Source organism: Actinokineospora diospyrosa (assembly GCF_024171925.1).
Classification (GTDB): Bacteria; Actinomycetota; Actinomycetes; order Mycobacteriales; family Pseudonocardiaceae; genus Actinokineospora; species Actinokineospora diospyrosa.
Window position 1 is genome coordinate 281,375 of record NZ_JAMTCO010000006.1, and the last position, 26,946, is coordinate 308,320.

Annotated in this window: 10 protein-coding genes; 2 read left to right on the forward strand and 8 right to left on the reverse strand. The window is 72.6% G+C overall.

Features of this window, described 5'->3' with window-relative positions; genetic code table 11:
• Window positions 1-87 precede the first annotated feature (87 nt).
• Complete coding sequence (locus tag LV75_RS12965; protein ID WP_253887121.1) at window positions 88-3,687, forward strand: BTAD domain-containing putative transcriptional regulator; 3,600 nt, start codon at window positions 88-90, stop codon at window positions 3,685-3,687.
• 122 nt (window positions 3,688-3,809) lie between these two features.
• Here LV75_RS12965 and LV75_RS12970 read toward each other — a convergent pair whose 3' ends face one another.
• Complete coding sequence (locus LV75_RS12970) at window positions 3,810-5,666, reverse strand: M6 family metalloprotease domain-containing protein (protein ID WP_372504171.1); 1,857 nt, start codon at window positions 5,664-5,666, stop codon at window positions 3,810-3,812.
• Between the two features lie 551 nt (window positions 5,667-6,217).
• On the opposite strand from LV75_RS12970, the gene LV75_RS12975 reads away from it, so the two are divergent.
• Window positions 6,218-6,859 carry an SMI1/KNR4 family protein gene (locus LV75_RS12975; RefSeq protein WP_253887123.1) on the forward strand — a complete coding sequence of 214 codons (642 nt, stop codon included), beginning with the start codon at window positions 6,218-6,220 and terminating at the stop codon, window positions 6,857-6,859.
• 48 nt (window positions 6,860-6,907) lie between these two features.
• Here the strand turns inward: LV75_RS12975 and LV75_RS12980 are convergent, their stop codons facing one another.
• The 7 genes from LV75_RS12980 to LV75_RS13010 all read right to left on the reverse strand — a co-directional run bounded on the left by LV75_RS12980 (window position 6,908) and on the right by LV75_RS13010 (window position 26,336).
• Window positions 6,908-7,639: a discoidin domain-containing protein gene (locus LV75_RS12980; RefSeq protein WP_253887124.1), complete on the reverse strand. Its 732-nt coding sequence runs from the start codon at window positions 7,637-7,639 to the stop codon at window positions 6,908-6,910.
• A 163-nt stretch (window positions 7,640-7,802) separates the two neighbouring features.
• Window positions 7,803-21,275 (reverse strand): non-ribosomal peptide synthetase/type I polyketide synthase, encoded by a 13,473-nt coding sequence (locus tag LV75_RS12985; protein ID WP_253887125.1) that lies wholly within the window; start codon window positions 21,273-21,275, stop codon window positions 7,803-7,805.
• A gap of 1 nt (window position 21,276) precedes the next feature.
• Window positions 21,277-22,554, reverse strand: a complete 1,278-nt coding sequence (locus LV75_RS12990) for an MFS transporter (protein ID WP_253887126.1) — start codon at window positions 22,552-22,554, stop codon at window positions 21,277-21,279.
• An 8-nt stretch (window positions 22,555-22,562) separates the two neighbouring features.
• Window positions 22,563-23,096 carry a MaoC family dehydratase gene (locus tag LV75_RS12995; RefSeq protein ID WP_253887127.1) on the reverse strand — a complete coding sequence of 178 codons (534 nt, stop codon included), beginning with the start codon at window positions 23,094-23,096 and terminating at the stop codon, window positions 22,563-22,565.
• Between the two features lie 34 nt (window positions 23,097-23,130).
• Complete coding sequence (locus tag LV75_RS13000; protein ID WP_253887128.1) at window positions 23,131-24,387, reverse strand: aminotransferase class I/II-fold pyridoxal phosphate-dependent enzyme; 1,257 nt, start codon at window positions 24,385-24,387, stop codon at window positions 23,131-23,133.
• The gene (locus LV75_RS13005; RefSeq protein ID WP_253887129.1) at window positions 24,384-25,319 is read right to left on the reverse strand and encodes an HpcH/HpaI aldolase/citrate lyase family protein; all 936 of its coding nucleotides are present in this window, start codon (window positions 25,317-25,319) and stop codon (window positions 24,384-24,386) included. The genes LV75_RS13000 and LV75_RS13005 overlap by 4 nt, the downstream gene beginning before the upstream one ends.
• Complete coding sequence (locus tag LV75_RS13010) at window positions 25,320-26,336, reverse strand: quinone oxidoreductase family protein (RefSeq protein WP_253887130.1); 1,017 nt, start codon at window positions 26,334-26,336, stop codon at window positions 25,320-25,322.
• Window positions 26,337-26,946 lie beyond the last annotated feature (610 nt).

The window sequence follows — 26,946 nt, forward strand, 5'->3', positions numbered from 1 at the left end:
TGGCGGGCTAACTACTCGCCGCCGAACGGGGGATGAACCGGGCGTGAACCTCCCGCCGACCCCATCCGTGACGGGAGGGTGGAACCGATGGGAGTCGTGGCGGCCGACGGGGAGCCGGTCCGGGTGCGCGTGCTCGGGCCGATGCGGGCGTGGCGCGGTGGCACCGAACTCGCGCTGGGTCCGGCCAGGCAGCGCGCCGTGCTCGGCGTGCTCGCGGCGCGGGCCGGGATCGCCGTGCCGACAACGGACCTGGTCGACGGGGTGTGGGGCGAGCACCCACCGGCCAGCGCCCGCGGCAGCCTGCACACCTACGTGTCCGGACTGCGCCGCGCGCTGGGTCCGGCGCGGACCCTGCTCGAGTCGACCACCGCCGGGTACCGCCTGCACTTGGACCCGGCCGCGGTCGACGCCACCGCGTTCGACCTCGCCCGCACGGCTGCGGCGCGCCAGGGCGAGGACGGTGACTGGCGCGGGGCCCGCGGGCGCCTCGACGACGCGCTGGACCTGTGGCACGGGGACGCCTACGCCGGGGTCCCCGGGCCGTCCGCCGAGCTGGAGCGGCACCGGCTGGCCGAGTCCCGGGCCCGCGCCCAGCAGTTGCGCGTGCGCGCGGTCATGGAGCTCGGCGCGCACGCCGAGGCGGTCGCACAGCTGACCGAGCTGGTCGCCCGCGATCCCCGGCACGAGTGGTTGCGTGAGCACCTGATGCTCGCCCTGCACCGCGCGGACCGGCGCACCGAGGCGCTGGCCGTCTACGACGACACCCGCCGGGTGCTCGCCGAGGAACTCGGCATCGAACCCGGGCCGACCCTGCGGGTGCTGCGCGAGCGGATCGCCACGCGCGACCCCGCGCTGCGCCACCCCGCCGACCAGGCGCCCGACCGGCTGCTGGTCGTGCCCGCCACAGCGAAGCGCTCCGCGCTGCTCGGCCGGTCGGCCGAGGTGGCGACCCTGCGCGGGCTGGTCGAGGCGGCCGTGGCCGGGCGCGGCACCGCGGTGTGGGTGGAGGGCGAACCCGGCCTGGGCAAGTCCGCGCTGCTCGCCGCCGCCCTCGCCGACGTCGCCGACCTGGGCGGCCAGCTCGCCTGGGCCACCCCCGCCGACCAGCACGCGCCGCTGCAGGTGATCCTGCGCTGCCTCGCCGTGCACCCCGGCTCGGCGGACCCGCGCCGGGCCGACCTCGCCGCCCAACTCACCCGCGACCCCGCCCACCACGGCTGGGGGCCAGCCGACCCGACCCCGGCCGCGGTCGACCGGCTGCTCGACCTGGTCGACCGGGTCTGCGCGACCGCGCCCCTGGTCCTGGTGGTCGACGACCTGCACCGCGCCGACCCGGCCAGCGTCCTGGTCTGGCACCGGCTCACCGCCGCCACCCGCCAGCTCCCGCTGCTGCTGGTCGCCGCGACCCGCCCCGCGCCGGGCAACCCCGAGGTCGGCCGGGCCCGCCGCGGCGTGCTCGCCAGGGGCGGGCACCTGCTCACCCTCGACCCGCTCGCCACGGCCGACGCGGAGGCGCTGCTCGGTGAGTTCGTCGGCGCCGGACCGGGACCCCGGCTGCGCGCGATGGCCGAGCGTGCCGCGGGCAATCCGCTGTACCTGCGGGAAATGGCGCACGCGTTGACCAGGACCGGCGCGGTCGAGGTGAGCGGTGGGGTCGCCGAGGTCGCGCCGAGCACCGTCGCGCTCGCGCCCCGGTCGTTGCTGTCGGCGGTGCACCAGACCGTGGAGCTGCTCTCGCCGGACACCCGCGCGCTGCTGCGGTCGGCCGCGTTGCTCGGAGCTGAGTTCGGGGTGGAGGAGTTGGCCGAGGTCGCCGGGCTGACCGTCGCCGAGCTGGTCGCGCGGCTGGACGAGGCGGTGACGGCGTCGGTGGTCGTGGAGGCGGGGGATCGGCTCGCCTTCCGGCATTCCCTGCTGCGCCAAGCGGTGTACGAGAGCGTGTCGGTGGGGGAGCGGGCGCTCGCGCACCGCGCTGCGGCAGAGGCATTGACGCGGGTCGGCGCGTCGGTCGAGCGGGTCGCGGAGCAGTTGGCCGCTGGCCGGGTCCCGGCGGACCTGTGGGTGACCGGGTGGCTCGTCGCCCACCACGCCACGATCGTCAACCGGGCGCCGCTCGTCGCCGTCGCCGTGCTGGAGCGGGTGGTGGACACCGGCGCCCACGCGCCCGCGCTCGACGCCGCGCTCGCCCGCGCGCGGTTCCGGCTCGGCCGGGACCCGTCCCGCGCGGCCACCACCGCCCTGGCCTCGGGCCTCGATCCGGCGCAGGCGGCCGAGATGCGGCACCTGCTGGCCGCGGCGTGCCACCGCGCGGGCCACACCGCGGCGGCGATCACCCGGCTGCGAGCGGCATTGGCGGTCGCGGATGTGCCCGAGCTGTGGCGGGTCCGCCACCAGTCGCTGCTGGCCAACTTCGGCCGCGGTGACCTCGCCGACCTGGCGGCCGCCGAGCGGGCGGCGCTGGACGCGCACATCGAGGCGGACGCCCCGTACCCCAAGGCGCACGCCGCGCAGACGTTGTGGCTGGTGCACTCCATCCGCCGCGACCACGAGCGGGCGCTCACGTGGGTCGACCGGGCGATCGCCGAGGTGGGCCCGCACGCCGAACTGCTCTTCGACCTGCTGGACAACCGGATGTTCACCCTGCAGAACCTCGACCGGCTCGACGAGGCCGAGGACTCGTTGCGCACGGCCAGGTCCGTCGCGGCGCGCAACAGCCTGCCCGCCGGGATGCAGGTGTCGGCCGCGGTGCACCACTACTGGACAGGCCGGTGGGACCAGGCGCTCGCCGAGTTGGAGACCGTCACCGAGGACGGCCCGGCGATCACCTTCTACGGCATGCGCGAACCCGGCTCAGCCGCCCTGCTCTTACACGGCGTCGCCGCCCTCATCGCGGGCCACCGCGGCGACCACGCCCAGGTCGCCGCCCACCTCGACGCCGCGCGGGCACACCTGCCGAGCACCGACTCCGAACGGGAGAGCTGCGACTTCCACCTCGCCGCGAACGCCTTGGCCGCCGAACAACGCGGCGACCTGACCGAGGCCCTCCGCCACTTCGAGCCGGTCCTGCGCCCCGACTACGCCCGCCTCATGCTGCGCCACCAATGGCTGCCCCACGTCGCCCGGCTGGCCATGGCCGCGGGCTCCACGGAAGTCGCTGAGGCGGCGACCCGGTTGTGCGCGGAGGAGACCGCCAAGGAGGTCACCCCGGCCCGTGCCGCCGCTGCTTTGGCTCACTGCCAAACGATCCTGACCGGCGACCCGGCCCCCGCCCAGTCGGCCGCCTCCCACTACCGCGCTGTCGGCAGGCCCGTTGAGCTCGCCGCCGCATTGGCCGATGCCACGATCGCTTTGGCCGCAACGGGTTCATCTGAGGCGGCCACAACCCGCGCCGAAGCCACCGCCTTGTTCACCGCGAACTCCGCCCACTGGGACCTGCACCGCCTCGACAGCCGCATGCTGGACCTCGGCCATCCCCGCGACGCCACCCTGCCGCCTGCTACCGGCCCCGAAGCCTTGTCCCCCTTGGAGAAGCGCATCGCCGACCTGGTTGCCCGGGGGATGTCCAACCCGGACATCGGTCACACCCTGTCCCTGCCCCGCCGAACCATCCAGTCCCACGTGGCGACCATCCTCACCAAACTCGGCTCCACCTCCCGCTCCGGCCTCACCTCCCTCGTCCAGCCGTGACGGTGACATCGACGGCGACTGTGACAGTGCAGTGACAGTGGCGGTGATAGTGACAGTGACAGTGAGAGAGACAGTGACCGTCGGGGTGGGAGCGGGCACGCGAAAGTGCCCGCTCCCCAACCTCACCGGCTGACCACCACGCACGTGGCGGTGGCGGTCGCGGCGGGGTTGCTCTCCGAGGTGGCGGTCAGGGTCACCTTCGTGATCGGGGACCCGCCGTCGCGCTTGACGTGCACCGGGACCTGGACCTGGCGGCCGAACTTGGCCGTGGCCAGGGCGTTGGGCAGCTGGACGGTCCAGCCACGACCGGAGGCCTTGGCGGACAACCGGTAGACGTCGTTGTCGAGGTAGGCGCTGACGTCCTCCGGGTGCTGGCCCGCGGGCTTGGTGCCCCGGCCGGTGTTGAGCAGCGGGAACTGGCAGGTCGCCACGCCGTGGCCGCCGGTGCGGCTGACGGTGGGCTCCAGGCGGACACCGCGGCGTTGCGGGCCCGCGCCGTCGAGGGAGCGGATGGCGACCGTGTACGACAGCACGCCCTTGTGGTCGCGCTTGACGTCGAGGACGTAGAAGTGCAGGCGGTTGGCCTGGTCCACGAACTCGTACTCGCTGCCGGAGTTGGTGCCCGCGTGGAACAGCGCGTCCGACAGCTGACGGTAGTCACCGATCGTGATGGGGACCTTGGTGCCGTCGGGCTTGACGTAGTCGGTCATCCCGATGTCCTGCGGGTTGGCGTCGACCACCCACGCGAACGGGGCGCGGTCCTCGTTCTTCGTCTTGGCGAACAGCACGCCCGCGTCCGGGGTGAACGAGTCCGAGCCCATCCGGTCGACGACCTCGACGGTGTAGTTCTCGTAGCCGCCGCCGTCGCAGTACGGGTTGGTGGTGATGTCGCACGCGGGGGTGTGGTCGCCGGTGCCGAAGGCGATGTTGACCCCGGACAGCCCGTTGCGGCCCGCCTGCACCGCGCGGGCGGTCACCTGGGCGACGACCACGCCGGAGTCGGCCAGCGCCTCCCGGGAGAGCCGCAGCACGTTGCGCTCGTCGACGATCCCGAGCTTGATCTTGTTGCGCAGGATGTGCTGCGCGCCCATCGACGCGCCGCCGGTCGCCGGGATCACCCAGCGCGAGTGCGGCCCGCCCGGCCCGTTGAACGACCCGCGGGAGAGCATGTCCCAGATGCCGGAGTAGTCGCGCCGCGGCGGGCTGCCGAACGGGTTGTTGTAGTTGTCGCCGATGCCGAGCAGGTGGCTCAGCTCGTGGGCGTACACGCCCTGCCCGGAGCTCTCCGCCTGCGTGGACGACCCGCCGCCCGCGTTGGGCCACAGGGTGGAGCCCGACGCCCAGGAGGTCCAGTCCACGTAGCGGGTCTTCGACCAGTTCGGCAGCGCCTCGTCCGGCGGGCCGAACGCGTCGGTCACGTTCTCCTTGGCCGGGAACTTCATCGTCCCGAACTCCTGCCAGGTACTGGTCTCGTCCTGGCCCGCGGAGAGGAAGTAGACGAAGTCGAACCCGGCGGGCACCTGCGCGCCCACGTCGGCGACCCACGCCGCCTTGCCGTCGGTGCGCAGGTCGCGGGTGCAGTTGTCCCCGGCCGGGCACCCGGTGCCCGCCTGGAACTCCATGCCGTACTCGTGGTCCTTGCCCGGCACCGTGTACGGGCCGAACGCCTTCAGGTCGACGCCGTAGCGCCCACCGGAGTTCTCCATCCAGTACTCGTGCACGGTGTGACCGCGGTTGAGCTTGCCCGGCTTGTTCAGGAAGTCTTGGTAGAACTGGCCGACCTGCTCGCGCGGTACGCCATTCGCCTCAGTGCTGGGGTTGCCGAACACCGTCGAATGCGCGGGCTGCGTCACGACGAACGGCTGGTTCGAGTAGTCCAACAGGACCAACGCGCCCTTGAACGTCCGCAGCGACCCCTTGGCCGCCGGGTCCGCCCAGGTGGTGCCGGGGACCTTGCGGTAGTCCCGCTCCCAGGTCATGTGGTCCGGGTTCACCCAGTTCTGCGGGTCGACCGGACCGGGGAACCCGCCCTGCGCCGCGACCCTGACCTCGTCCCGGCTCTGCTGCCAGGGCTGTTGCTGCGGCCAGTGGTCGTACTGCCACTGGTGCTCCGGTCCGGGCGGGGGCGCGGCCACCGCGCCCGTGCCCCCCGCGATCAGCGCGCCAACCGATAACAGCGCGGCGCCCAGAAGAACGGGGCCCCGTCGACGAACCCGCCTGAGGTACATGCAGCCTCCGAAGTGTCGGTCCGCTCATGCTAGCGGCCCCACCACCGGACGAAACCGTTGCCAGTTAACGGAAATCGTCGTGACTCCCGGTGATCGCCCAACTGGCCGCACCGGCCGTCGTGGTACAGGTGGACCTCCGCGACCCGCGACCTGCAACCCACGACCCCGCGCCGCGACCGGGTGGTGGTGCTCGGCCCGAGCCCGCCATGGCCGTCTCGCGCCGATCACCCGATCCGGTCGACGTGGTGTGGCGCCGCTGCTGTGCCGGGGCGCGACCGCGGCGCGATTTGTAGTCTTCGGCCATGGACAGCAGCCTCGCTGAACTCGTCGATGTCGCCAGCCTCTCGCTGGCTGCCGAACGGCCGAACCACGAGATCGCGGCGTGGTTGGCTGACCGGGGGCGAATCGGTGTGGAATTGGCCGAGCTGCTCGGTCGCCGGAACGGGTTCTACGCCTTCGAGTCCGCGCTGCACGTGTTCGGGTTGGGGGCGGCGGAGTCGCCGGACCTGGAGCGGTGGAACGCGGGGGAGTGCTGGCGGGACGCCTACGCGGGTTCGGCGGAGGGGTACCTGTTCTTCGCCGAGGACGTGTTCGGGTTCCAGTACGCGGTGTCGGCGGACGGCGAGCGGGTCGTGCTGTTCGACCCGGAGACCGCGGGTGTGGAGCGGGTGGCCGACAGCCTTGGCGCGTGGGCGGCGGAGGTGTTGGCAGAGGCGGATTACCGCACCGGGCACCCGCTGGCCAGGGCCTGGCAGGAGCGCTTCGGGGCGTTGCCGCCGGGCTCCCGGCTGCTTCCCAAGATGCCCTTCGTCGCGGGCGGGAAGTACGAGGTGGACAACCTCTACCTGCTCGACGCGGTTGAGGGGATGCGCGTGCGTGGAAGCATCGCCGTGCAGATAAGGGATTTGCCGGAAGGCACGCCGATCAGGTTTGAGATCACCTAGTTCGCCGGTGGTGGGGTGCTCAACGCACCCCACCACCGAACGACGACTCTAGTAAGCGAATGCCTGGATCTCGTTCACCCGGGCGATGGACGGGCTCGCGGTCGTGCCCACCTTGACCAGGATCCGGACGCCGCGGGTGGTGCGGGCGCCGAACCAGGATTTGACGACCGTGTTGGTGTTGTTGTTGTAGGTGGCGACGGTGTCCCAGACCCGGCCGTTCTCGTTGAGCAGCTGGATGTCGAAGTCGCGGGTTTCCAGGCCGAGGGTGTTGTACACCACGACGTGGCTGACGCTGCGCAGGTCGGGCCAGGTGACCGAGACCCACTCGATGTTGTCGAGGCCGCGGTTGGCGCTGACCCAGGCGTACTGGCAGTTGGCCGCGGTGCCCACGTTGCCGTCGTTGACCTTGCCCGGCAGGTAGTAGTTGGTGAGGTTCGACGACGACCTCGCCACGCCGGAGAGGGCGAAGTTCTCGCCCGGCTGCGGCGGCCGGGGGCTGCTCGGCGCGGACGGCATGGTGTTGCTGGTCGGCACGGTCTGCGTGGGGGTGGCCAGGTAGGTCGTGCCGGACGGCGGGCTCGAGGGCGGGCCCTGGTAGCAGGGGTCCCAGGTGCCGGTGGTCGACGGCGGCGAGCTGGGCGGGAACGTGGTCAGCAGGACGTCCGAGGAGCCCTCCGCCCGCGGGCCCGCGGACGCGACCGGGACCAGGACCCCGATCAGGGCGATGCTCGCCAGCGCCAGGGCGGCTGGGAGGACGTGCGTGCGTGCGAGGAGGCGCACCGGTGGTTCCTCTCGAATCAGGGTGAGGAGGTGAAACGCGGTGGGACGGCACCGCGAGGCTACCTAAAACGATCACACCCGAAAAGGATTCACGCGGGAAACAATGCGCCATCCATAAACACGACCATCGAGATGACCGAGGCGATCCGCCAATTCCGGTGAACTACTGGGAATGGCTATTCCAGGTTTGCGCGTCGGGTGCGGCCAGGCCGCGTTCGAGCAGGTCGACGAAGCGCGCGGTCCACCCCGTGACCGTGTCCGCGTCGAACAGGTCGGTGGAGTACTCCACGTACAGCAGCAGCCCGCCGTCGGCCGTCGGCGCCAGCGCCCACCCCTGCTCGGCGCGGGCCACCGGGAACGTCACGTCCTCGGGGTGGGCCGGGGCGACACCGGTCAGGTCGAGGTCGGGCAGCGGCGAGTTGTACAGGCCGAACAGGACCCGCGGCGGGGTGCCCCGGAACGGTCCGCCGAGCGCCTCGTTCAGCACCGCGGCGGGCACCGACTGCAGGTCCAGCCGCTGCCACAGGGCCTCCGTGGCGCGGATGACCAGGTCGTGGAACGAGCGGGCGCCCGCGACCGGCACCACCAGCCACGACGTGTGCGTGAACACGCCGACCACGTCCTCGAAGGCGGCCTCGGGCCGGTTCGCGGCACTGCTGTGCGGGGCGATGACCGCCGCCCCGGTGAGCTCGTGGCCCAGCGCGGCGAAGGCGGCGAGCAGCACCGCGAACGGGGTCGTCCCCGCGTCGACCGCCGCCGCGTTCACCCGCTCGACCAGCCCCGGCGGCAGCGCCGCGGTGACCGACTCGCCGACCCCGGTCAGCCGCTCGGCCCTGGGCCGGTCCACGGGCAGCAGCAGCGGTCCGGCACCGGCCGCCCTGACCTGCGCGACCCACCCGGCGATCTGCTCCTGGGTCCTGGCCGAGTCCAGATAGGACCGTTCCCAGCGGGTGAAGTCCAGGTAGTCGGCCGTCAGCCCGGTCAGCGACGCCCCGGTGCCGGTCAGCTCAGCCCGGTACAGCTCACCGAGTTCGGTGATGATGATCGCCATCGACCAGCCGTCGCTGAACGAGTGGTGGACGGCCAGCAGCAGTTCGGACTCCTGGGCCGACACCGTGAACAGCACCGGCCGGAACGCCGGTGCACCATCGAGGTCGAACGGCCGCGCGGCCCACTCGGTCACCGTGGCGTCGAGCGCCGCCGGGGAGATCGCGACCACGGGCAGCGACACCGGCTGGGGCACCAGTACTTCCTGCCACAGTTCCTCGGCCTCGTACCGGTACCTCGTGCGCAGCGCCGGGTGCCGGAGCACCAGCGCGGTCAGGGCGGCTTCCAGGGCAGCGGCGTCCACCGCGCCGCGCAGCGCGAACCGCATGGCGATGGTCAAGACGCTCGGTGTGTCACTGGTGCGCATCAGCCGGTACCCGTGCAGCTGCCCGAGGCTCGCCCGCGCGGTCCGCTCGACCTCGTGCTTCGGGGTCAGCCGGTCGGCGAGCCCGCGGATCGTCGGTGTGCGCAGGAAGTCGAGCACGCCGAGCACCGGCCCGAACTCGGCCCGCAGCCGGTTCACCATCCGGATCGCGGTCAGCGAATGCCCGCCCAGCTCGAAGAACGTGGCCGTGACACTGGCCGACTCCACCCCCAGTTCGGCGCACCACACCTCGCGCAGACGCCGCTCCAGAGCTGTCACCGGTGTCGTGACCGCGCCACCGGTGAACTCCGGCAGCGCGGCCCGGTCGAGCTTGCCGTTGGCGTTCAACGGCAACGCGGGCAACACCATCCACGTGGCGGGCACCATGTAGTCCGGCAGTCTGGTGCCCAGCTCAGCGCGCAGTGAGTCCACAGTGGCCGAATCTGTCACGACATAGGCGGCCAGCGCTGTGCCGAACACCCGAACCGCGGCGTCCCGCACTCCCGGCAGAGCCCGCAGCTGGTGCTCGACCTCGCCGGGTTCGACGCGGTAGCCGCGGATCTGGACCTGGGAATCGTTGCGGTGCAGGAACTCCAGCTCGCCATCGAACCGCCACCGCACCACATCGCCAGTCCGGTAGAGCCGCCCGTGCTCGGGATGGTTCACGAACCGCGCGGCGGTCTCCTCGGCGGAGACGTAACACCGCGCCAACTGCTCGCCGCCCAAGTACAGCTCGCCTGCGACCCCGGCGGGAACCTGTCCGCCCTGGGCGTCGAGCACCCGCACCCACGTGCCGGGCACCGGCCGTCCGATGGTCGGCGGGCCGTCGCCGTGCGGCGAGACGCGGGTCCACGTGGACACCACTGACGCCTCCGTCGGCCCGTAGACGTTCCACACCGCGAACGGCAGCGATTCCGCCGGACGCCGCCGCAACCGATCGCCGCCAGTCAGCAGGTGGCGCAACGCGGGGGTTGGCCATTCCAGGTCGAGCAGCAGTTCACACACCGGCGTCGGCACGAAGGCCACGGTGATCCCGGTGCGCACCAACCAATCGCGCAGGCCCGCCGGGTCCAGCCGCAGCTCCGGTGGCACGACGTACAGGGTCGCGCCGGTGCGCAGGGCGGGCCACACCTCGATCGCCGAGGCGTCGAAACCAGGGCTGGAGAACCAGCACAGCCGGTCCGCCGCGGTGATGCCCAAGTCCCGGCACAGCCAGTCGAGCGTGTTGGTGATCGCCCGGTGCTCGACAACGCACCCCTTCGGCACCCCGGTGGACCCCGAGGTGAACAGCACGTACGCGACGTCCTCGGGGACGCGCGCCACGACTTCGCTGGCGAGCGCCTCGGGCAGGTCGTCGGGCAGGTCGTCGATGAGCACCACGGGGAGCTCGCCAGGTACCGCGTCGGCCAGGGTCGAGTGCGTCACGACCGCGGTCACCTCGGCCTCGGCGAGCATGATCGCGATCCGACCCACGGGCTGCGCCGGGTCCAGCGGTACGAACGCCCGACCAGACCGCGTCACGCCGACCAGCGCCACGGCCGCATCGCCACCGCGGGGCAGGTACACCCCCACCGGCCCGGCCGCGACCGACTCGAGCGCTGCGGTCACCGCGGCCGCCTTGCTGAACAGCGCCGACCTGGACAGTTCTCCCGCTCGATCGACGACTGCCACACCATCCACTTCGGACAGTCCACTGTGTAGCAGGGATGGCCGGCTCACCCGTGCGCCACCGTCCTGCCACGCGGCGATGTCCCGCGCCTCGGCGTCGGTCAGCGCAACCAGGTCGCCGAGCACGCGATCGGGCGCGGCGATCCCCGCGGTCAGCACCTCGCGCAGAGTCGCCACCACGTGCTCAGCCGTGCGGGCGTCGAACAGGTCGACCGCGTAGTTCAGCTTGCCGCGGATCGAGTCGCCCCGGGTGGTCAGCAGCAGCGCCAAGTCCACCGGGGCCCGATCGATCGCCGCCTCCTGCAAGGTGGCCACGACGCCGGGCAGGTCCAGCTCGAACGGCGCGTCGCCGTTGATCCGCACCACCACGTCGAACAGCGGGTTCCGCAAGGGGTCGGACGACCCACCGAGCGCGCGGACGATCTCCGGCAGCGGCACCGCCCGGTGGTCTTGGGCGCCGAGCACCTGCTCGCGCACCTCCCGCACCAGGTCGGCGAAGGTGTCCCCGTTCGGCGCCCGCAGGCGCAGCGGCAGGGTGTGCACGAAGAAACCGACGGTCTGCTCGGTGCCTTCGGGCCGGTGCGCGATCGGGGTGCCGACCACGATGTCGGTCTGGCCGCTGAGCTTGCGCAGCGCCAGGACCAGGCCCGCCAGCACGACCATGAACGGCGTGGCCCGGACCTGCCGCGCGAGGTCGCGCACGGCCGCGGTCGTGGCCACCCCCAGGTCGACGCCGGTGGTCGCCCCCCGCCCGGACGGCTGGGCCCGCCGCGGTCGGTCCGTGGGCAGTGCCAGTTCGGCGGGGGCGTCGGCGAGCAGGTCCGTCCAGTAGGCCAGGGAGTCTGACGGCACCGGGGACGTCGATCGCCGGGCGCTGGGTTCGGGGAGTTCCGGCTTGGCGCCCGCCAGCGCGGCCCGGTAGCAGGCGGCGATCTCGGTGGACAGGATGCCCGCGGACCACGTGTCGATGACCAGGTGGTGCATGCGCAGCACCAGCAGGTGCCGGTGCGGGCCCAGCCGGACCAGCCACGGCTCGAACAGCGGGCCGGTGGCGAGGTCGAACGCCCGGCCGGTCTCCACGGCCGCGATCCGGTTCGCCGCCTCGGCCGGATCGGCGCCGAGGTCGTCGACCACCGGGAGGTCGACCTGCCGGGTGGGCGCCACGATCCGCCGCGGTTCGCCGTCGACCTCGCTGAACACCGCGCGCAAGGACGGGTGCCTGCCGACCACGGCAGCCAAGGCCGCCCGCAGCGCGGCGACGTCGAGATCTCCGTCGAGCAGCACGACCAGGGTCTCGTTGTGCGTCGGCCGGTTCGGGAACGCCTGCTCCAGGTACCAGATCTGCCGCTCGGCGATCGTCATCTCCTGGATCTCCTGCTCGCGCGCCACCACCGCGGGGACCGCGGGGGCGACCGCAACGGCAGGGAGCGGAAGCGCGGGGATGACTGGAGCGGCGGGGGGTGCGGTTGGGGCGAGGAACGCCGACCGGAGCGCGCCGATCCCGGGCAGGCCCGCGGTGACCCGTGCGGGCGGCAGGCCGAAGTCGACGAAGCAGGCGATCTCGTCGACCCCGAGCGCGGCCAGCGCCCGCGCGATCGGCTCCACGTCGGCGGGACTGCCGATCAGCGCCCGGTCCGCGCAGTACCGGTCGTAGGCGCGCGACAGCAGGAAGTCCAGGTCGTCGGCGGGGGTGTTCTCCAGGTCGATCGAGAACCCCAGGCTGTTGGTCAGCTGGCTGAACAGCGCGAGCGAGGACCGCAGGTAGTCGCAGAACGGCCGGAACGCCTCGGCGCGGATCCGCGCGGTGTCCTCGCCGAGGTAGGTGTGCAGGAGCACGACCACGCGCCCGGTCGCCGGGTCGAGGCCGTGCGCGGCGCGGGTCTCGCGGTACAGCGCGATGTTGGTGGCGAGCTCGTCGACGCTCTGCGCCATCAGGTTCGTGATCACCCCGAACCCGCCCGCCCCGGCCTGCCGGTAGCTGTCCGGGTTGCCGACGATGGCCGTGTAGAAGTCGACTTCGCCCTGCACCGGCCGTGGGTACAGGCGCACGTCCACGGGCTCGCCGTTGCCCGCGGTCCGGCTGATCGGCTCACCGCGCCACAACGCCCGGATCGTCTCGACGCCCTCGTACATCGCCTCGCGGTGGCGGCCGTAGACCTGCGGCGCGAGCACGAAGTCCCGCGCGTGCCAGCCGCACGCGACACCGAGGGACACGCGGCCGCCGGACAGGTTGTCCACGACCGACCATTCCTCGGCCACCCGGATCGGGTCGTGCAGCGGCAGCACCACGCTGCCGGAGTGGATGCGCACCCGCTCGGTCTGCGCGGCGATCGCGGCGGCGAGCACCGAGGGGTTCGGGAACACCCCGCCGAACGAGTCGAAGTGCCGTTCCGGCAGCCACACCGCGTGCATCCCGGCCCGGTCGGCGTACCGGGCGGCGGCGAGGATCGCGGCGTACTTGTCGCCGGTGGCGTCGTGCGGGTAGTCGCCGAAGAAGTACAGGCTGAAGGCCGGTGTGGTCGCGGCCACCTCGACCGCCTCGGGTTCGGCGAGGGGAGCGGTGACGGTCACGGGGACGCGGGGGAGTGCCACGCGCGGTGCGGTGCGCGGCACCCGGCCGCCGGGCAGGAAACCGCCGCGGCGCAGGTCGTACAGGCTGTTGCGCACGGCGTTGGCGATGAAGTCGAGGTCTTGGTCGGTGTGCGCGGTGGACAGGAAGAAGTCGCGCTGGCGCCCGACGTGCACGCCTTCCAGGGCGAGGTGCCGGTAGAGCGGATCGAGGCCGTCGTGGGTGAACCGGAACCTCGACCCGAACTGCCGCGTGGACACCGGGAACGCCTCGACGCGGAAGAACTCGTCGAGGGTCCGGAGGAGATCCGTGGTGCGCTCAGTGAGCTTGCTCTGCAAGGTAGTGCCTTGGTCGCGCAGCCAGGTCAGCACGGACTTGGCTGCCACCAACGAAACCGGGTGACTCCCGTCGTCGATCGCGGCCGCCATGATGTCCGCGCGACCGCCGACCGCGCTGATCGGGTAGCCGCCGCCGAGCACCCCGCCGTAGATCGCGAGATCCGCTCGCACGCCGAAGATGCCTTGCGCACCTTGAAGGTGGGCGCGGAATCCGCTCAGCACCTCGTCGATGATCAGCACGACCCCGTGCTGGTCGCAGAGCTGGCGAAGAGTGCGGATGAGATCGACCCGGCTGCCGGGCACTGCTTCGACGCGGACGGCCGCGAGCTCACCCGCACGCGCCCTGATCACGTCCAGGTTGGCGCCGTCGAAGGTGACGACCTCTTGACGACCGGTGCGGTCGCGAGCCAGGCGGAACGCGCTGGTCTCCGCGTCGGCGGTGAACGTGACCTTGTCGTGCCCGGTGAGCTCGCGCAGCAGCTCGGCGGCCTGCCAAGCGTCCTCGACGCCCGACCCGAGACGCACGCCGTCGGCTAGGTGGGCGTTGACGGCGTCGGTCACGAACGCGGGCTCGTGGCCGAACAGGAGGGCGCCGAAACCCAGGGCGATGTCGACGTAGGTGTTGCCGTCGATGTCCTCCAGGTGTGCTCCGCGCGCCCGTCGGGCCACGATCGGGTACTCGTCGTCGGCCCGCTGGTGGCGCCGTGCGATATCCCAGGATCGCGCCGTCCGCTCGGTGTAGCGGCGTGCGAGGTCGGCCACGTGCGCGCGCTGACGCTCATCAAGGGGCGCCTGGACCTCCACTGGGGGCTGTCCTGTGTGGACTTGTGCTGCCGGTACTGCGGGCGTCGGCTCGACCGGGGGCGGCGTGGGGGTGTGAGCGGGTGTGCCTGCCAGGAGGGCGACCTGGTCGGACATGATCAGCGCGAACCGCTCCATCAGGTCCAGTTGGTCCCGCAAGATCGCCTCGTGGCCTGCCCCCGACACCTGCGCCGGCGGCGGAACGGGCAACTGGGGTTGCGCGGGCTGTGCTGACGGCGCGGACTGCGCGGCGGGTGCCGGGCTCGCCGTGGTGACCGCCGGGGGCGCGGCCTCGGTCGGCACCAGGGCAGCGCGCTGCTCGACGGACATCCGCTCCACGATCACCCCGGTCACCTTGTCGGGGGTGTCGGCGTCGCCGAACAGCTCACGCATGGCGACCCGCACACCGAAGGCGGTCTGCAGTTCGCGCACCATGTTGACCATCAGCAGCGAATCGGCGCCCAGTTCGACGAAGGCGACGTCAGGGCCGATGCGGTCCGGTTTGTCGCCGAGGTAGTGGGCGGTCACCTCGCGCACCTTCCGCAAGACCACGTCCCGCAGCAGCACTGTCCCCTCGGTCACTTCGCCTCCCGCCATCGCTGATCCCTTCACAGCCGCCGGTTCGGCCCAGTACCGGACCAGTTGGAACGGGTAGGTGGGCAGCGGCACCCGCCGCCCCGGGTGCAGAGCGCCCCACTCAACATCGACGCCGTGGCAGAACAGCCCCGCGAGCCCGGGGACCACGCTGTCGGCTCCCCGCCGCAGCACCGGCAACCACGTCGTCCCCGGCCACTGTCGTCCCAAGGCGCTCAGCGGACCAGGTGGCCCCACCTCGACGAACGTGCTGGCACCGCCCGCCACCAGCCGGTCAACCCCCGCGCGGTAGTCCACGACCGCCCGGGTGTGGGCGCGCACGTGCTCGGCCCCGAGCACCGTGCCGGGTGGCAGGAGGGCGCCGCCCAGGCCGGTCACCACGGGCAGCCGGGTCGGTCGCCACTCGACCCTGGCGGCTTGTCTGTCCAGCTCGTCCAGAGCGGGTTCGACCATGGACGTGTGGAACGCCCGATCACCCGGAACTCGCCTGCAGTCCACCCCGCGCGCGGTGAGGACCTCGACCGCGGCGTCCACCGCCTCGGCAGGGCCACCGAACACCGTCTGCCCGGCGGCGTTGCGCACCGCGAGCTCCAAACCCGCAGGCGCGTCGATCTCGTCGAAGACCGCGAGCAGCGCGCCCTCAGCGACGCCTTGGAGCACCGCGCCCCGCACCCCGGCCAGGTGCATCGCGTCCTCAGGGGACAGTGCCCCTGCCACGCAGAGCGCCGCGTATTCGCCCGCGCTATGGCCGATCACCAGGTCCGGGCGCACGCCAAGGTGGTCAAGCAGGGCGACCTGGGCCAGGTGCAGGGCCAGGAGCGCGGGTTGGCCGGTCGCGGTGGTCCACCCGTACTCGTCGGCCAACAAAGGGCCCAGCAGGTCAGTGCCCCAGGTGTCGCGGTGCTGTTCAGCGCAGCGGCGCAGCACCGAGGCCGCTGCGGGGTGGGCCATCAGGGCCCGGGCGGCACCTGTGAGGTTTGTGCCTTGGCCGGAGAACGCGAACACCACCGGCCCGGGATTGACCGCCACCCCGGCCAGCGAACCGCCCGCGCGCAACGCCTCTGCCGTGTCGTCACCCCACGCGACGAGGCGGTGCGGGTACCGACGGCGGCCCACGCCGAGCGTGGTGAGCACATCTGCGGGGGACGTCGTGCCAGACTCGACGACCGTGGCCAGCTGGTCGGCCAGTTCGGCCAGTGCCGTCTCGTCACGGGCCGATAGCGGCACCACCCAGGGCGCTGGCTCCTCGGCGGGCCGAGTGGTGTCCGGTGCCTGCTCCAAGATCACGTGGGCGTTCGTGCCCCCCACCCCGAGCGCGGTCACCCCGGCCCGGCGCACCCCGGCGACCGGCCAGGCCCGCGCGCTCGTGGGCACCTCGATCGGGCCGTCGCCCAGGCGCAGGGCTGGGCTGGGGGTGCGCAGGTTCGGCTGCGGCGGCACGGTCGCGTGGCGCAGCGCGAGCACCGCCTTGATCACACCGGCCATGCCCGCGCAGCTGTCCAGGTGCCCGATGTTCGCCTTCACCGACCCGATCAGCACCGGCTCGGTCCGCGACCCGAACACCTCCCGCAGGGCCTCGACCTCGATCGGGTCCCCGAGCGCGGTCCCCGTGCCGTGCGCCTCGACGTACCCGACGGCCGCCGGGTCGAGGTCGGCCGCCGCGAGCGCGTCGCGGATGACCGACACCTGGCCCACCAGGCCCGGCGCGGTGTAGCCGACCTTGGCCGAGCCGTCGTTGTTGATCGCCGAGCCGAGGATCACCGCGTGCACGGTGTCGCCGTCGGCCAGGGCGGCTTCCAGCGGCTTGAGCAGGACCGCGGCCACGCCGTTGCCACCCACCGTGCCGTCGGCGTCCGCGTCGAACGCCCGGCACTCGCCCCGGCGGGACAGGATCGAGCCCTCTTGGTAGCGGTACCCGGCGAGGCGGGGGACGTGCAGGGCGGCCGCACCCGCCAACGCCATGTCGGCGTCGCCCGCCAGCAGCGCGGTGACGGCCGTGTGGATCGCGACCAGCGAGGTCGAGCACGCCGACTTCACCGACACCGCGGGCCCGGTGAGCCCAAGCCGGTACGACACCCGCGACGGCAGGAAGTCGGGTTCGTTGCCGATGGCCACCTGCAGCGCGCTCAACTGGTCGCCCGCGTCGGTGTCGCCGAGCCGTTCGCGCAGGTAGGTCCGCAGCGAGTACAGGTTCATGCCGCTGCCCGCGTACACCCCGACCCGGCCGGGTGCCCGCGCGTAGCCGCCGTGTTCGAGCGCCTCGTGACAGATCTGCAGGAACAGCCGTTGCTGCGGGTCCATCAGCGTCGCCTCGGCCGGGCTGATCCCGAACAGGGCGGCGTCGAACCCGGCGATGTCGGCGAGCGCGCCCGTCACCGGCACGAAGTCCGGATCGTCCACAAGGGAGGCAGGAAGACCATCGGCGATGAGGTCGTCCCTTGTGGACCGCCGCGTGCTCACCTCGCCCGCCAGCAGGTTCCGCCAGTAGTCGTCGAGGGTGTCCGCGCCGGGGAACCGCGCGGCCATACCGATGATCGCGATCCGGCGATCCCGCCGCTCGCCTCGTCGTGCAGTGGTGCTGCGCTCCTCCGCGGCGGAGGCGAGATGGCGGGTCAGCGCCGCTTCCGTGCCGTGCGCGAACAGCGTCGTCAAGGGGAACTCGCGTCCCAGGGCGTCCTGCAGCAGGGTGTGCAGGCGCACCAGTTCGAGCGAACCGAGGCCCGCTTCGTAGAACGGTGTGTCGGCCGGGATTCCGCTAGGCAGGACTTGGCGCAGGGTGTCGCGCACGGTCCGGCTCACGTTGCCCGGCCCCGGCGCGCGCTCACGGACGACTGGGCGAGGGGGAGCCGTGGGGACGACGACCCCGAACAGGTCCCGGACTGGTTCGGTCGCGCCTTCCAACGGCCGAGCGGGCAGCATCGCCTGGGCACGCGGACCCGCCGGGTGCGTCCCCAGTAGCAGCGTTCCCGGCGGCTGGCGCAGGGCGGCGGCCATCAGCGCGCGACCCTCTGTGGGGGAGAAGGTCAGGATCTGGCCACGCAGCGCCGCCTCGTCGTGGGTGTTGGTGCCCCGCCACGAACCCCAGACGAGGCAGTGCACCGGGAACTCCCGCCCGAGGTGCTCGCAGAGCGCCTCCAGGAACCGGTTGCCCGCGACGTACGCGCCCGTGCCGACCGCGGGGAACGTCGACAGCAGCGACGAGAACGCCACCAGCCTGCTCCCCGGCCTGCGCCGCAACACCTCTGCGACCGCCAACGAGCCCGCCACTTTCGCCCTGGTCAGCTCCTGCCACCGTGCCGCCGTCGTCTCGGTGATCGTCGCCCGCTCGGACACCCCGGCCAGGTGCAGCACACCGGTCAGCCCGGTTCCCCAGGCCCGCTCCGCCTCAGCGACGGCGGCCTCAAGCGCCGCGCTGTCGGCCACGTCGAGCCGCGCATACCGGACGTCTTCGCCCAATTCGTCCACATCGGACCCCGGGCCGCGTCCAACCACCAGCAGCCGCAGCCCCAGGCCCGGCAGGATCGCCCGACCGATGCCGCCCAGACCGCCGGTGACCAGCCAACACGACCCCGGCTCGACCACGCTCGTGCCCGGACCGAGGTCGACCTGCCGCAACCCGCGCACCAGCGGGACCCCGCGCCACGCCAGCACCGGCTCCCGGTGCGCCCACGTGAGCGCCTCCGCCAGTGCTTGGGCGTCGCGCTCGTCGCCGGGCAGGTCGAGGTGCCACGCCCGCACCCCGGGGCGCTCCAGCGCGAACACCTCGCCGACCGCCTCGGCCAGGGCTCCCGCGTAGCCGCTCGGCTCGGACCCGGTGATCACATACCGCCCCCGGCTGACCGTGACCAGCTCGCCGGTCCAACCCTCCGCCGCCAACGCCGTGACCAGCTCGAAGGCTTCACTATCCACAGTGGATACGACCACGTCGGCGCCCGCCAACGAGTCTCGCCACTGGCCGCGCGGATCCTCCACCACCGCACCCGGTAGCGCCGCACCCAGCGCGTGATCGTTGGTGAGCAGCAGCACCCGTCCTGGCGCCCGTCGCCCGGTCGGCACCCGCGCGGTCCACTCAGGACTGTGAACGGCGTCCGCGACCGTGCGCGGACCCGCTTCGGCCAGCTCGACGGCCCGCAGCTGCTGGTCAAGCCCACCAGAGAGCAGACGCCCGCGCATGGCGGTCCGCTGGATCTTGCCGCTGGTGGTCTTGTCGAACGAGTCCTGGTCCACCGCCACCAACAGGACCGACGCGAGCCCCAAGCGCTCGTGCAGCCGGGCGCGGACCGCACCGACGGTCGTGCCGAGGTCCGCCCCGGCTGAGGGCACGAACACCACACCCAGCCGCTCGACCCCGTCCGGCCCCGGAACCGCGAACGCGGCGACGAAGCTCTGCGCGACCCCGTCCAGCGCCCCGACCACGTCCTCGATCTCGTGGCAGTAGTAGTGCGTGCCGGTGATGATGATGATTTCCTTGGCCCGCGAGGTGATCGTCACCCGACCGTCCACGATGTACGCGAGGTCTCCGGTGTCGAACCACCCGCCGCCGGGGAACGCCTCGGCGTTGGCCTCCGGGTTGTTCAGGTACCCCGGTGTCATCCGCTCCGAACGGCCCTGCAACCGCCCGATGTGCAGCTCCGGCAGCTCGGTCTGGCTGTCGGGCCCGGTGACCCGCCACTGCGAGCCGGGCGCGGGCCTGCCCACGCTGAGGAACGTCGTGCTGCCCGGCTCGGCGGTGGGCAGCAGCTCGAGCGCGCCACCCGGCGCCGACTGCCGCACGTGCTGGACCGCGATGGGACCGAAGGGCTGGTAGGCGATGACCGTGCAGGTCTCGGCCATGCCCCACGCGAGCAGCAGCGTGTGCTCCTCGACCCCGAAGGGCCGCACCGCGTCGAGGAACCGCCGCAGGACCGGCTCGGTGTTCTGCTCACCCGAGCTGATCAGGGACCGCACACTGCTCAGGTCCCAGTCGCGCCCGCCCCGCGCGGCCAGCGCGTCGGCGACCAGCCCGTAGCCGAAGTTGGGCGACCAGCTGTGCTGGGCCCGGTACCGGTGCAGCAGGTCCAGCCACAGCAGCGGGTCGGCGAGCACCTGCGCCGTCGGCACGTGCACCTGGTCGCAGCCGAGCACGATCGGACCGAGGTGGGACAGGATGAGCGCGCCGACGTGGTCGAGCGGCAGCCAGTTGACGAACACGTCCCCGGTATCCATGCGGCTGTCTTGCCGCGCGCCCTGGGCGTAGCGCACCAGCCCGTGGTGGGTCATCTGGATGACCTTCGACTTGCCGGTGCTGCCCGACGACAGTTGCAGCGCGGCGACATCCGCCGGATCGGGCCGGTGGGTCTCCGCGGCGGGGTCAGCGGCCGCGCACTCGGCGAGGTCGAGCACCCGCAGTCCCGTCCAGCCCGCTCGGGCGCCGTAGCCGCGCAACCCGGCGACCGTGCCGCCGCCCGCGAGGACAACGGGCCGATCGAGGTCCAGCCAGGCGTTTTCCAGCTTGTCCAGCACGGCGGTGCGGGAGTCGTAAGTGGCCGACTGGGCCACCGCGAGCGGCCGGATCCCGCCGAGCATGCACGCCCACAACGCGACGAAGTGCTCGGCCAACGACGGCGTGTGCAGGATGGCCGCGTCGCCCGGCGTGATCCCCGCGTCGCGGAGCCCGGTCAGCACGCGGCGTGCCCCGTGCAGCAGAGCCGGGTAGCTCAGCAGCGTGGTCTGGCCGTCCCGCTCGAGGTGGATCCCCCGGTCGGGGAAGGAGCGTGCCGAGGCGTACAGCGCGTCGACCAGCGTCTCCGGGTCACCGTCGAGGAACCGCGGCTCCGCGCCCCAGCAACGCGCGGGCGGACCTGCGGCCGAATCGGGGGTGTCGGCGGGCGCGGCGACCGGACCCGCTGCCCACTGCGGCGGCAACTCGACCAAGTCCGCGAGGTGGCGGCGTCCAGGTTCCGGTGCGGGCAGCAGGACCGGGTGCGCGACCACCGACTCCGGCACCGGCAACAGCGCGAGCCCGGCCTGATCCGGCTCGCCCCGCTCATCGCGCGGGATCGCGGTCACCGCGGACACCAGCACGGGAGGCCCATCGCGGTCGACGCTCGCGAGCGCCGCCACCACCGCCCGCACCCGCGCCGCGTCGGTCCCCGAGGTGGGCACCACGTACGCGACCCGGAACTCGCGGCCGTCCTCGGCGGCGCGCGGCACGACCGCGGCGTCGGCGACCAGCGGATGGCGGGAGAGGGTCGCCAGCAGCGTTGCCACGGACACGTCAAGTCCTCTCGCTGGGGATCGGGTTGTCGGCGGGCCGGGGGCCGCGGTCGCGGCGGGCCACGGCGACGACGAGGTAGGTCAGCGCGATCACGACCACGGCCCCGTGCATCAGCGCCACGACGGTGAAGGGCCGCCACACCTCCAGCAGCCCACCCGCCACGAGCACGCCGACGCCGAAACCGGCGTTCTCGGCCATCGCGGTCAGGCCGAAGAAGTGCCCGCGCGCGGGTTCCGGCTCGGCCTGCACCCGGGTCGTGTAGCTGATCTCGGTGAACCCGTCGGCCATCCCGGCGACGAGCAGCACCAGCAGCACCCACAGGTAGCCGACGTCGGTGAACGCGGCGATGAACGCCAGCGACATCGTCGCCGTGCCCACCGCGAACGCCCACTCGACCCGGCGCCGGTCACCCCGGTAGAGCCGGGACGCCACCTGGTGCGCGGCGAACAGCCCGACCGCCCACGCCGCCCAGAACCCGCCGACGAAACTCGCCGGGGCCTCCGGCGACACCTGCGTCGCGTGCACGGGGACACCGACCTGGTGCGACGCGGAGCCGAACGCGTCGACCGCCCGGATCGACACGATCGCCAGCACGGCGGGCGCGGCGACCAGCGCGGCCACCACGGCCCGCCGCTTGGCCCGGAACCCGCCGCCGCTCGTGACCCGCGCCGCGCTGGATCTAGCCGGGAACCGCAGTGGCGTGCTGATGAGCATCGCGGCCGACACCAGGAACGTCCCCGCGTCGATGAGGAACGCGACCTGGTAGCCGACCGCCGACACCAGCACCGCGCCGCAGGCGAACCCGACCGCCATCGAGGCCGCGCGCCCGGTCACCAGCAACCCGTTGGCGCGCAACCGGTTCTCCGGCCCGACGAGATCGGGCACGCTGCTGCGCAGCACCACCCCGCTGGTCGTGGTCAGCAGCCCGATGGACACCGCGACCACCGGCAGCATGTGCACCCGCGCGGACGAGGGCAGCAGCGCGAACACCACCAGCACGACCGCCTGCAGCACGTCGCAGGTGATCATCACCGCCTTGCGCGGCAGCCGGGTGGCGACCACCCCGCCGACCATGCCCGCCACGAACCCGCACGCCATCCGCACCATCAGGAACACGCCGGTCGCGAACGCGCTGCCGGTCGCCTCGTAGACGAACAGGTGCAGCGCGACCATGTTCAGGAAGCTGCCGAACGACGAGGCGGCGTTGCCCCCGACGAGCAGCCGGAAGCGCCGCATGTCCGCCGTCTCCGGTGTCGCCACCGCGGTCCCGGTCGCCATCGCGCGGCTCAGTACCCCGACGCGTCGGCGCCGTCGTTGTCGCGGGTGGCCACCAGGAAGCTGCGCTCGAAGCTGAGCACCACCTCGCCCGCCGCGTTCTTCCCGACCGTGCGGCAGTGCGCGATGCCGTCACCGGGCCTGCTCTTGGACAGCCGCTTGCCGGTGATCTCGCTCTCCGCGTAGAGGGTGTCGCCGACGAACACCGGCGCGGGCAGCCGGATGTTCTCCCACCCGAGGTTGGCCAGCGCCCGGCCGCTGGTGCTGCGCGCGGCCATCCCGGCGACGATGCTCAGCGTCACCAGGCTCGACACCAGCGGCCTGCCCCACATCCCCTTCTCGCTGTAGGCGGTGTCGATGTGCAGCGGCGCGGCGTTCATGCTGAGCATGGACATCAGCACGTTGTCCATCTCGGTCACCGTCCGCCCCGGCCGGTGCTCGATCACCGCGCCGACGATGAGGTCCTCGTAGCAGAACCCGACGACCTCCCGGAACCGGTTCTCGCCGACCTGCCGGTAGCCGACCGGGTGCTGCTGCTCCTGCACTGGCGCTTCTCCTGTCATCGAGGGCTTGGGCCTGCTAGAGCGCGGCGGTGTCTGTGCCGAGCAGTTCGGTGTCGAGCAGTTCGGTGACGTGACCGGCGAACGCGCTCAGGTCCGCGCGCTCCATGTCCGACCGGATCATGATGCGCAGCCCGGCCGCACCGCGCGGCACGATCGGGAAGAACACCGCCGAGCTGTAGTAGCCGCGCCGGTAGAGCTCGGTCGACAGCCGCACCGCCCGGTCGGCGTCACCGACGTCGATGCGCCGCACCGGCAGCCCGTTGCCCGCGAGGTGGGTGGGCAGCAGCTCGTCGAAGTGCGCCAGGTTCGCCGCCAACTCGCCCTGCAGCTCGCCCAGCTCCGGGGACCGGTGGATGGTCGCGCTGCCCAGCGCGGCGCCGATGGTGGGCACCGACAGGTTCTGCGACCAGCCCAGCGGCCCGCCGTGGCGGGCGAGGAACTCGACCTGCTTGGCGCTGTGCAGCATCGCGAGCCCGCCGCCGCTGCCGAACCCCTTGCCCAGGCTCGCCACGATGGTGGTCAGCGGGCCGGGCGCGGTGTGCGAGCGGACGAAGCCCTCGCCGTGCTCGCCCATGATCGACAGCGAGTGCGAGTCGTCGAAGTAGAGGTAGAGCCCGTACCGGTCCTGCAGTTCCAGCAACTGCTCCAGCGCCGCGGACCCGCCCATCGAGTAGGCGCCGTCGGCGATGTAGGCCACGCTCGGGTACTTGCGGCAGGCGTCGGCGATGAAGTCGATGTCGTTGTGCCCGCTGGTGAGCACCAGGCTCTCCTGCGCGCAGGTGGCCTTCACGTAGGACATGGAGAAGTGCGCGTGCCGGTCGAAGATCATCACGCGCGGGCCGCCCTCGGCGAGGTGCCCGGAGGCCAGCAGCGGCAGCAGGCCCGCGGTCACCGTGCTGCACGTCGTGCTGAGCAGGATCCGCGCGCCGAACAACTCACCCAGTTCTTCCTCCAGTTGGAGCTGGATGGTGGGGCGGATGCGCGTCGTGGAGGTCATCAGCTCGATCGTGCCGGTCTCGCGGACCGCGCTGACCACGCCGTCGAGCACCGCCGGGTGCCGGTTGAGGCCCAGGTAGGAGCAGGAGCACATGTTCGCGAACGCGTGCCCGGTCCCCGGCACGACCAGCCGGTTGTTGGACTCGTGGTCGACGGCGATCCCGATCAGGCCGTTGTCCGCGGCCGCCTGCCACACCGGGTCGGCGTTGTCGACCAGCGCGGTGCTGTTGCGGAAGTTCCGCGGACCGGTGATCTCCCGGACGTCGGTCTCGGTCATCGGACTCCTCCATGGGGGTTGGGCAGCAGCGGCAGTGCGGTCTGGGGGTCGTGCTCGGGCAGCGGGGGCGGCAGCGCGACCGGGATCGAGCTCGGCTCCGGCGGGGGTCCGAACTCCTCGAGCAGCCTGCGGGACTCCTCGAAGAACGGCCTGCCGACCATCCGGCCGTCGACGGTGGCGACTCCCTGGCCGCTGCGCCTGGCCGCGGCCACGATCCGGCCCGCGTGCGCCAACTGGTCGGGGTCGGGGGAGAAGACCTCGGTGAGCACCGGCACCTGCCTGGGGTGCAGCGCGATCTTGCCGCTGAAGCCGAGCCGCCGCGCCTGCGTCGACTCCGCCCGCACCAGCGCCATGTCCACCAGTTCGAAGGTCGGCGCGTCGATCGCGTGCAGGCCCGCCGCCCGCGCCGCGTTGACCACCATCGCCCGCACCGCCGCCAGCGGTTCCCAGTCCAGGCCGATGCCCAGCGCGGCGGCGTAGTCGGCGGCCCCGAAGATCAGGCCGCGCAGGTTCGGCGAGGCGCCCGCGATGGCGGCCAGGTTCTGCACGCCGCGCGGGGTCTCCACGACGGCGAACAGCTCCAGCGGGTGGTCGGCGCCGCCGAGGACCTGGTCGACGATCTCCACGTCCCTCGGTGACTCCACCTTGGGCAGGTGCACGATGGTCGGCCGCACCGGGTAGTGCGGCACCGCGAGCAGGTCGCGCAACCCGTCGGGCTCGGTGACGGCGTTGACCCGGATGCCGCACCGGGGTGAGGACGGGTCCTTGAAGAAGGCGGCGGCGCTCTGGCGGGCCTCCTCCTTGCGGTGCGGCGGAACCGAGTCCTCCAGGTCGACGACGAACGCGTCGGCGCCCGAGGCGTGGCAGGAGGCGAAGCGCTCCGGCGCGGTGGCCGGGACGCTGAGCACGGAGCGGCAGTAGCGCGAGAACACTCAACGCTCCCGGTTCACATCGATCAGGACCTTGCCCGAGGTGGCCCTGGCGGCGATCGCGGCGTGCGCGGCACCGACGCCGCCGAGCGCGACGACGCGGTCGATGTGCGCGCGCAACCGGCCCTGCCCGGCGAGCCGGAACAACTCCTGGGCGATCGCGCTCAACCGGGGCCGGTCGTCGACGACGTGGCGCATCCAGAACCCGGCGCAGCCGATCGAGCGGTCGGTGAGCTCCTCGGTGGATACCGACACCGTGCCCCGGCCCGGTCCCGGCGCGCGCCAGCCGTAGCTGACCAGCCTGCCGAACGGGGCGAGGCCGCGCAGCAGCGCGCGGGTCTGGTCGCCGCCGGTCGCGTCCACGACCAGGTCGACACCGCGCCCTCCGGTTACCTCGCGCAGCCCCTCGTCGAGGTCGTCGGGGACCAGCGCGTGGTGCGCGCCGAGTTCGGTGACCAGCGCGCGTTTGGCCGCCGTGGAGGCGATCCCGATGACCTGCCGCGCGCCAAGGGCGACCGCGAGCTGCACCGCGAGGTGCCCGACACCGCCCGCCGCCGCCGAGATCGCGACCGACTCGCCCGTGCGGATCCGGCCCGCCAACGCCAGCGCGCCGTAGGCGGTGGCGCCCTGTTCGAAGATGCCGAGCGCCTGCTCGTCGGTGATGTCCTCGGGCACGTCGATCGAGTACGCGTCGGTGGCGGCCACGACCTGCGCGTAGCCGCCGCCGTGGCGCATCAGCACGACCACCCGCTGCCCGTCCCGTCGCCTGCGACCGACCACGTCCACCCCGAGCACCGCGGGCAGGTCGGGCGCGGGCGTGTCGCCGCCGCGGCGCTCCAGGTCGTCGAAGTTGATCCCGGCGAAGGACACGTCGACCAGGCTCTGCCCGTCCTCGGGCACCGGCAGCGGCATCTGCTCGACCACCAGGACGTCGGGCTCCCCGACGGCGCGCATCACGGCCGCGCGCATCAGGTCGGCGGGTGCGCGGGCGGGCGCCTGCGGGGTGCTCGGGGCTGTCACGGTCTCCTCCGCTGCGCGGATAAGGCGGACCTTGGTTGGCGGTGTTCGGCGATTCGGGGCATCGGCTCTGGTCCTAGCGTCGGGTGAATGTCTGCGGACTGGATCGAGCGCTCAGCGCGGGCGGCCATACCGGTCCTCGCGGACCCGGCGGCAGCTCGTGGAAACACCGCAATACAGCGGAATCGTGACAGGCAAGTCCCCTCGCACAGAGCTCCCCCTTCACACCGCGCCTGCCCCCCATATCCAAACGGTGCTTTGAACGGCGGGATAAGACCCCGTTCGGCTTCATTTCCGCACCCGCATGGATCAACAGCCCTGGCCACGACGCGTCCGCGTGGACCGATCAGCGGTTCTGCCGCGTGCGCCGCCCTGCTAGGCACCGCCATTCGGGGGCCGCGTCGGCAGGATTGTCAGCGGATCACCGGAGCGGTCGAGATCATGTTCACCCGCGCTGCCCGGTTTTCGATCTTCGTTTCGCCGATGCGGCCCGCCGCGTGGTCATGTGGGTCTAGCGTTCACGGTATGGGCATATTCCGCACTCCGTGCGATCCGGCCCGTTGTTGATTACCGCGCTGGGTTCGCGGCCGAGGTGATTCGCCGGTCCGCAAGG

Coding starts and splice junctions, on each gene's coding strand:
- LV75_RS12965 (WP_253887121.1), top strand. CDS start 88: ATGGGAGTCGTGGCGGCCGACGGGGAGCCGGTCCGGGTGCGCGTGCTC.
- LV75_RS12970 (WP_372504171.1), bottom strand. CDS start 5,666: ATGACCTGGGAGCGGGACTACCGCAAGGTCCCCGGCACCACCTGGGCG.
- LV75_RS12975 (WP_253887123.1), top strand. CDS start 6,218: ATGGACAGCAGCCTCGCTGAACTCGTCGATGTCGCCAGCCTCTCGCTG.
- LV75_RS12990 (WP_253887126.1), bottom strand. CDS start 22,554: ATGGCGACCGGGACCGCGGTGGCGACACCGGAGACGGCGGACATGCGG.
- LV75_RS13000 (WP_253887128.1), bottom strand. CDS start 24,387: ATGACCGAGACCGACGTCCGGGAGATCACCGGTCCGCGGAACTTCCGC.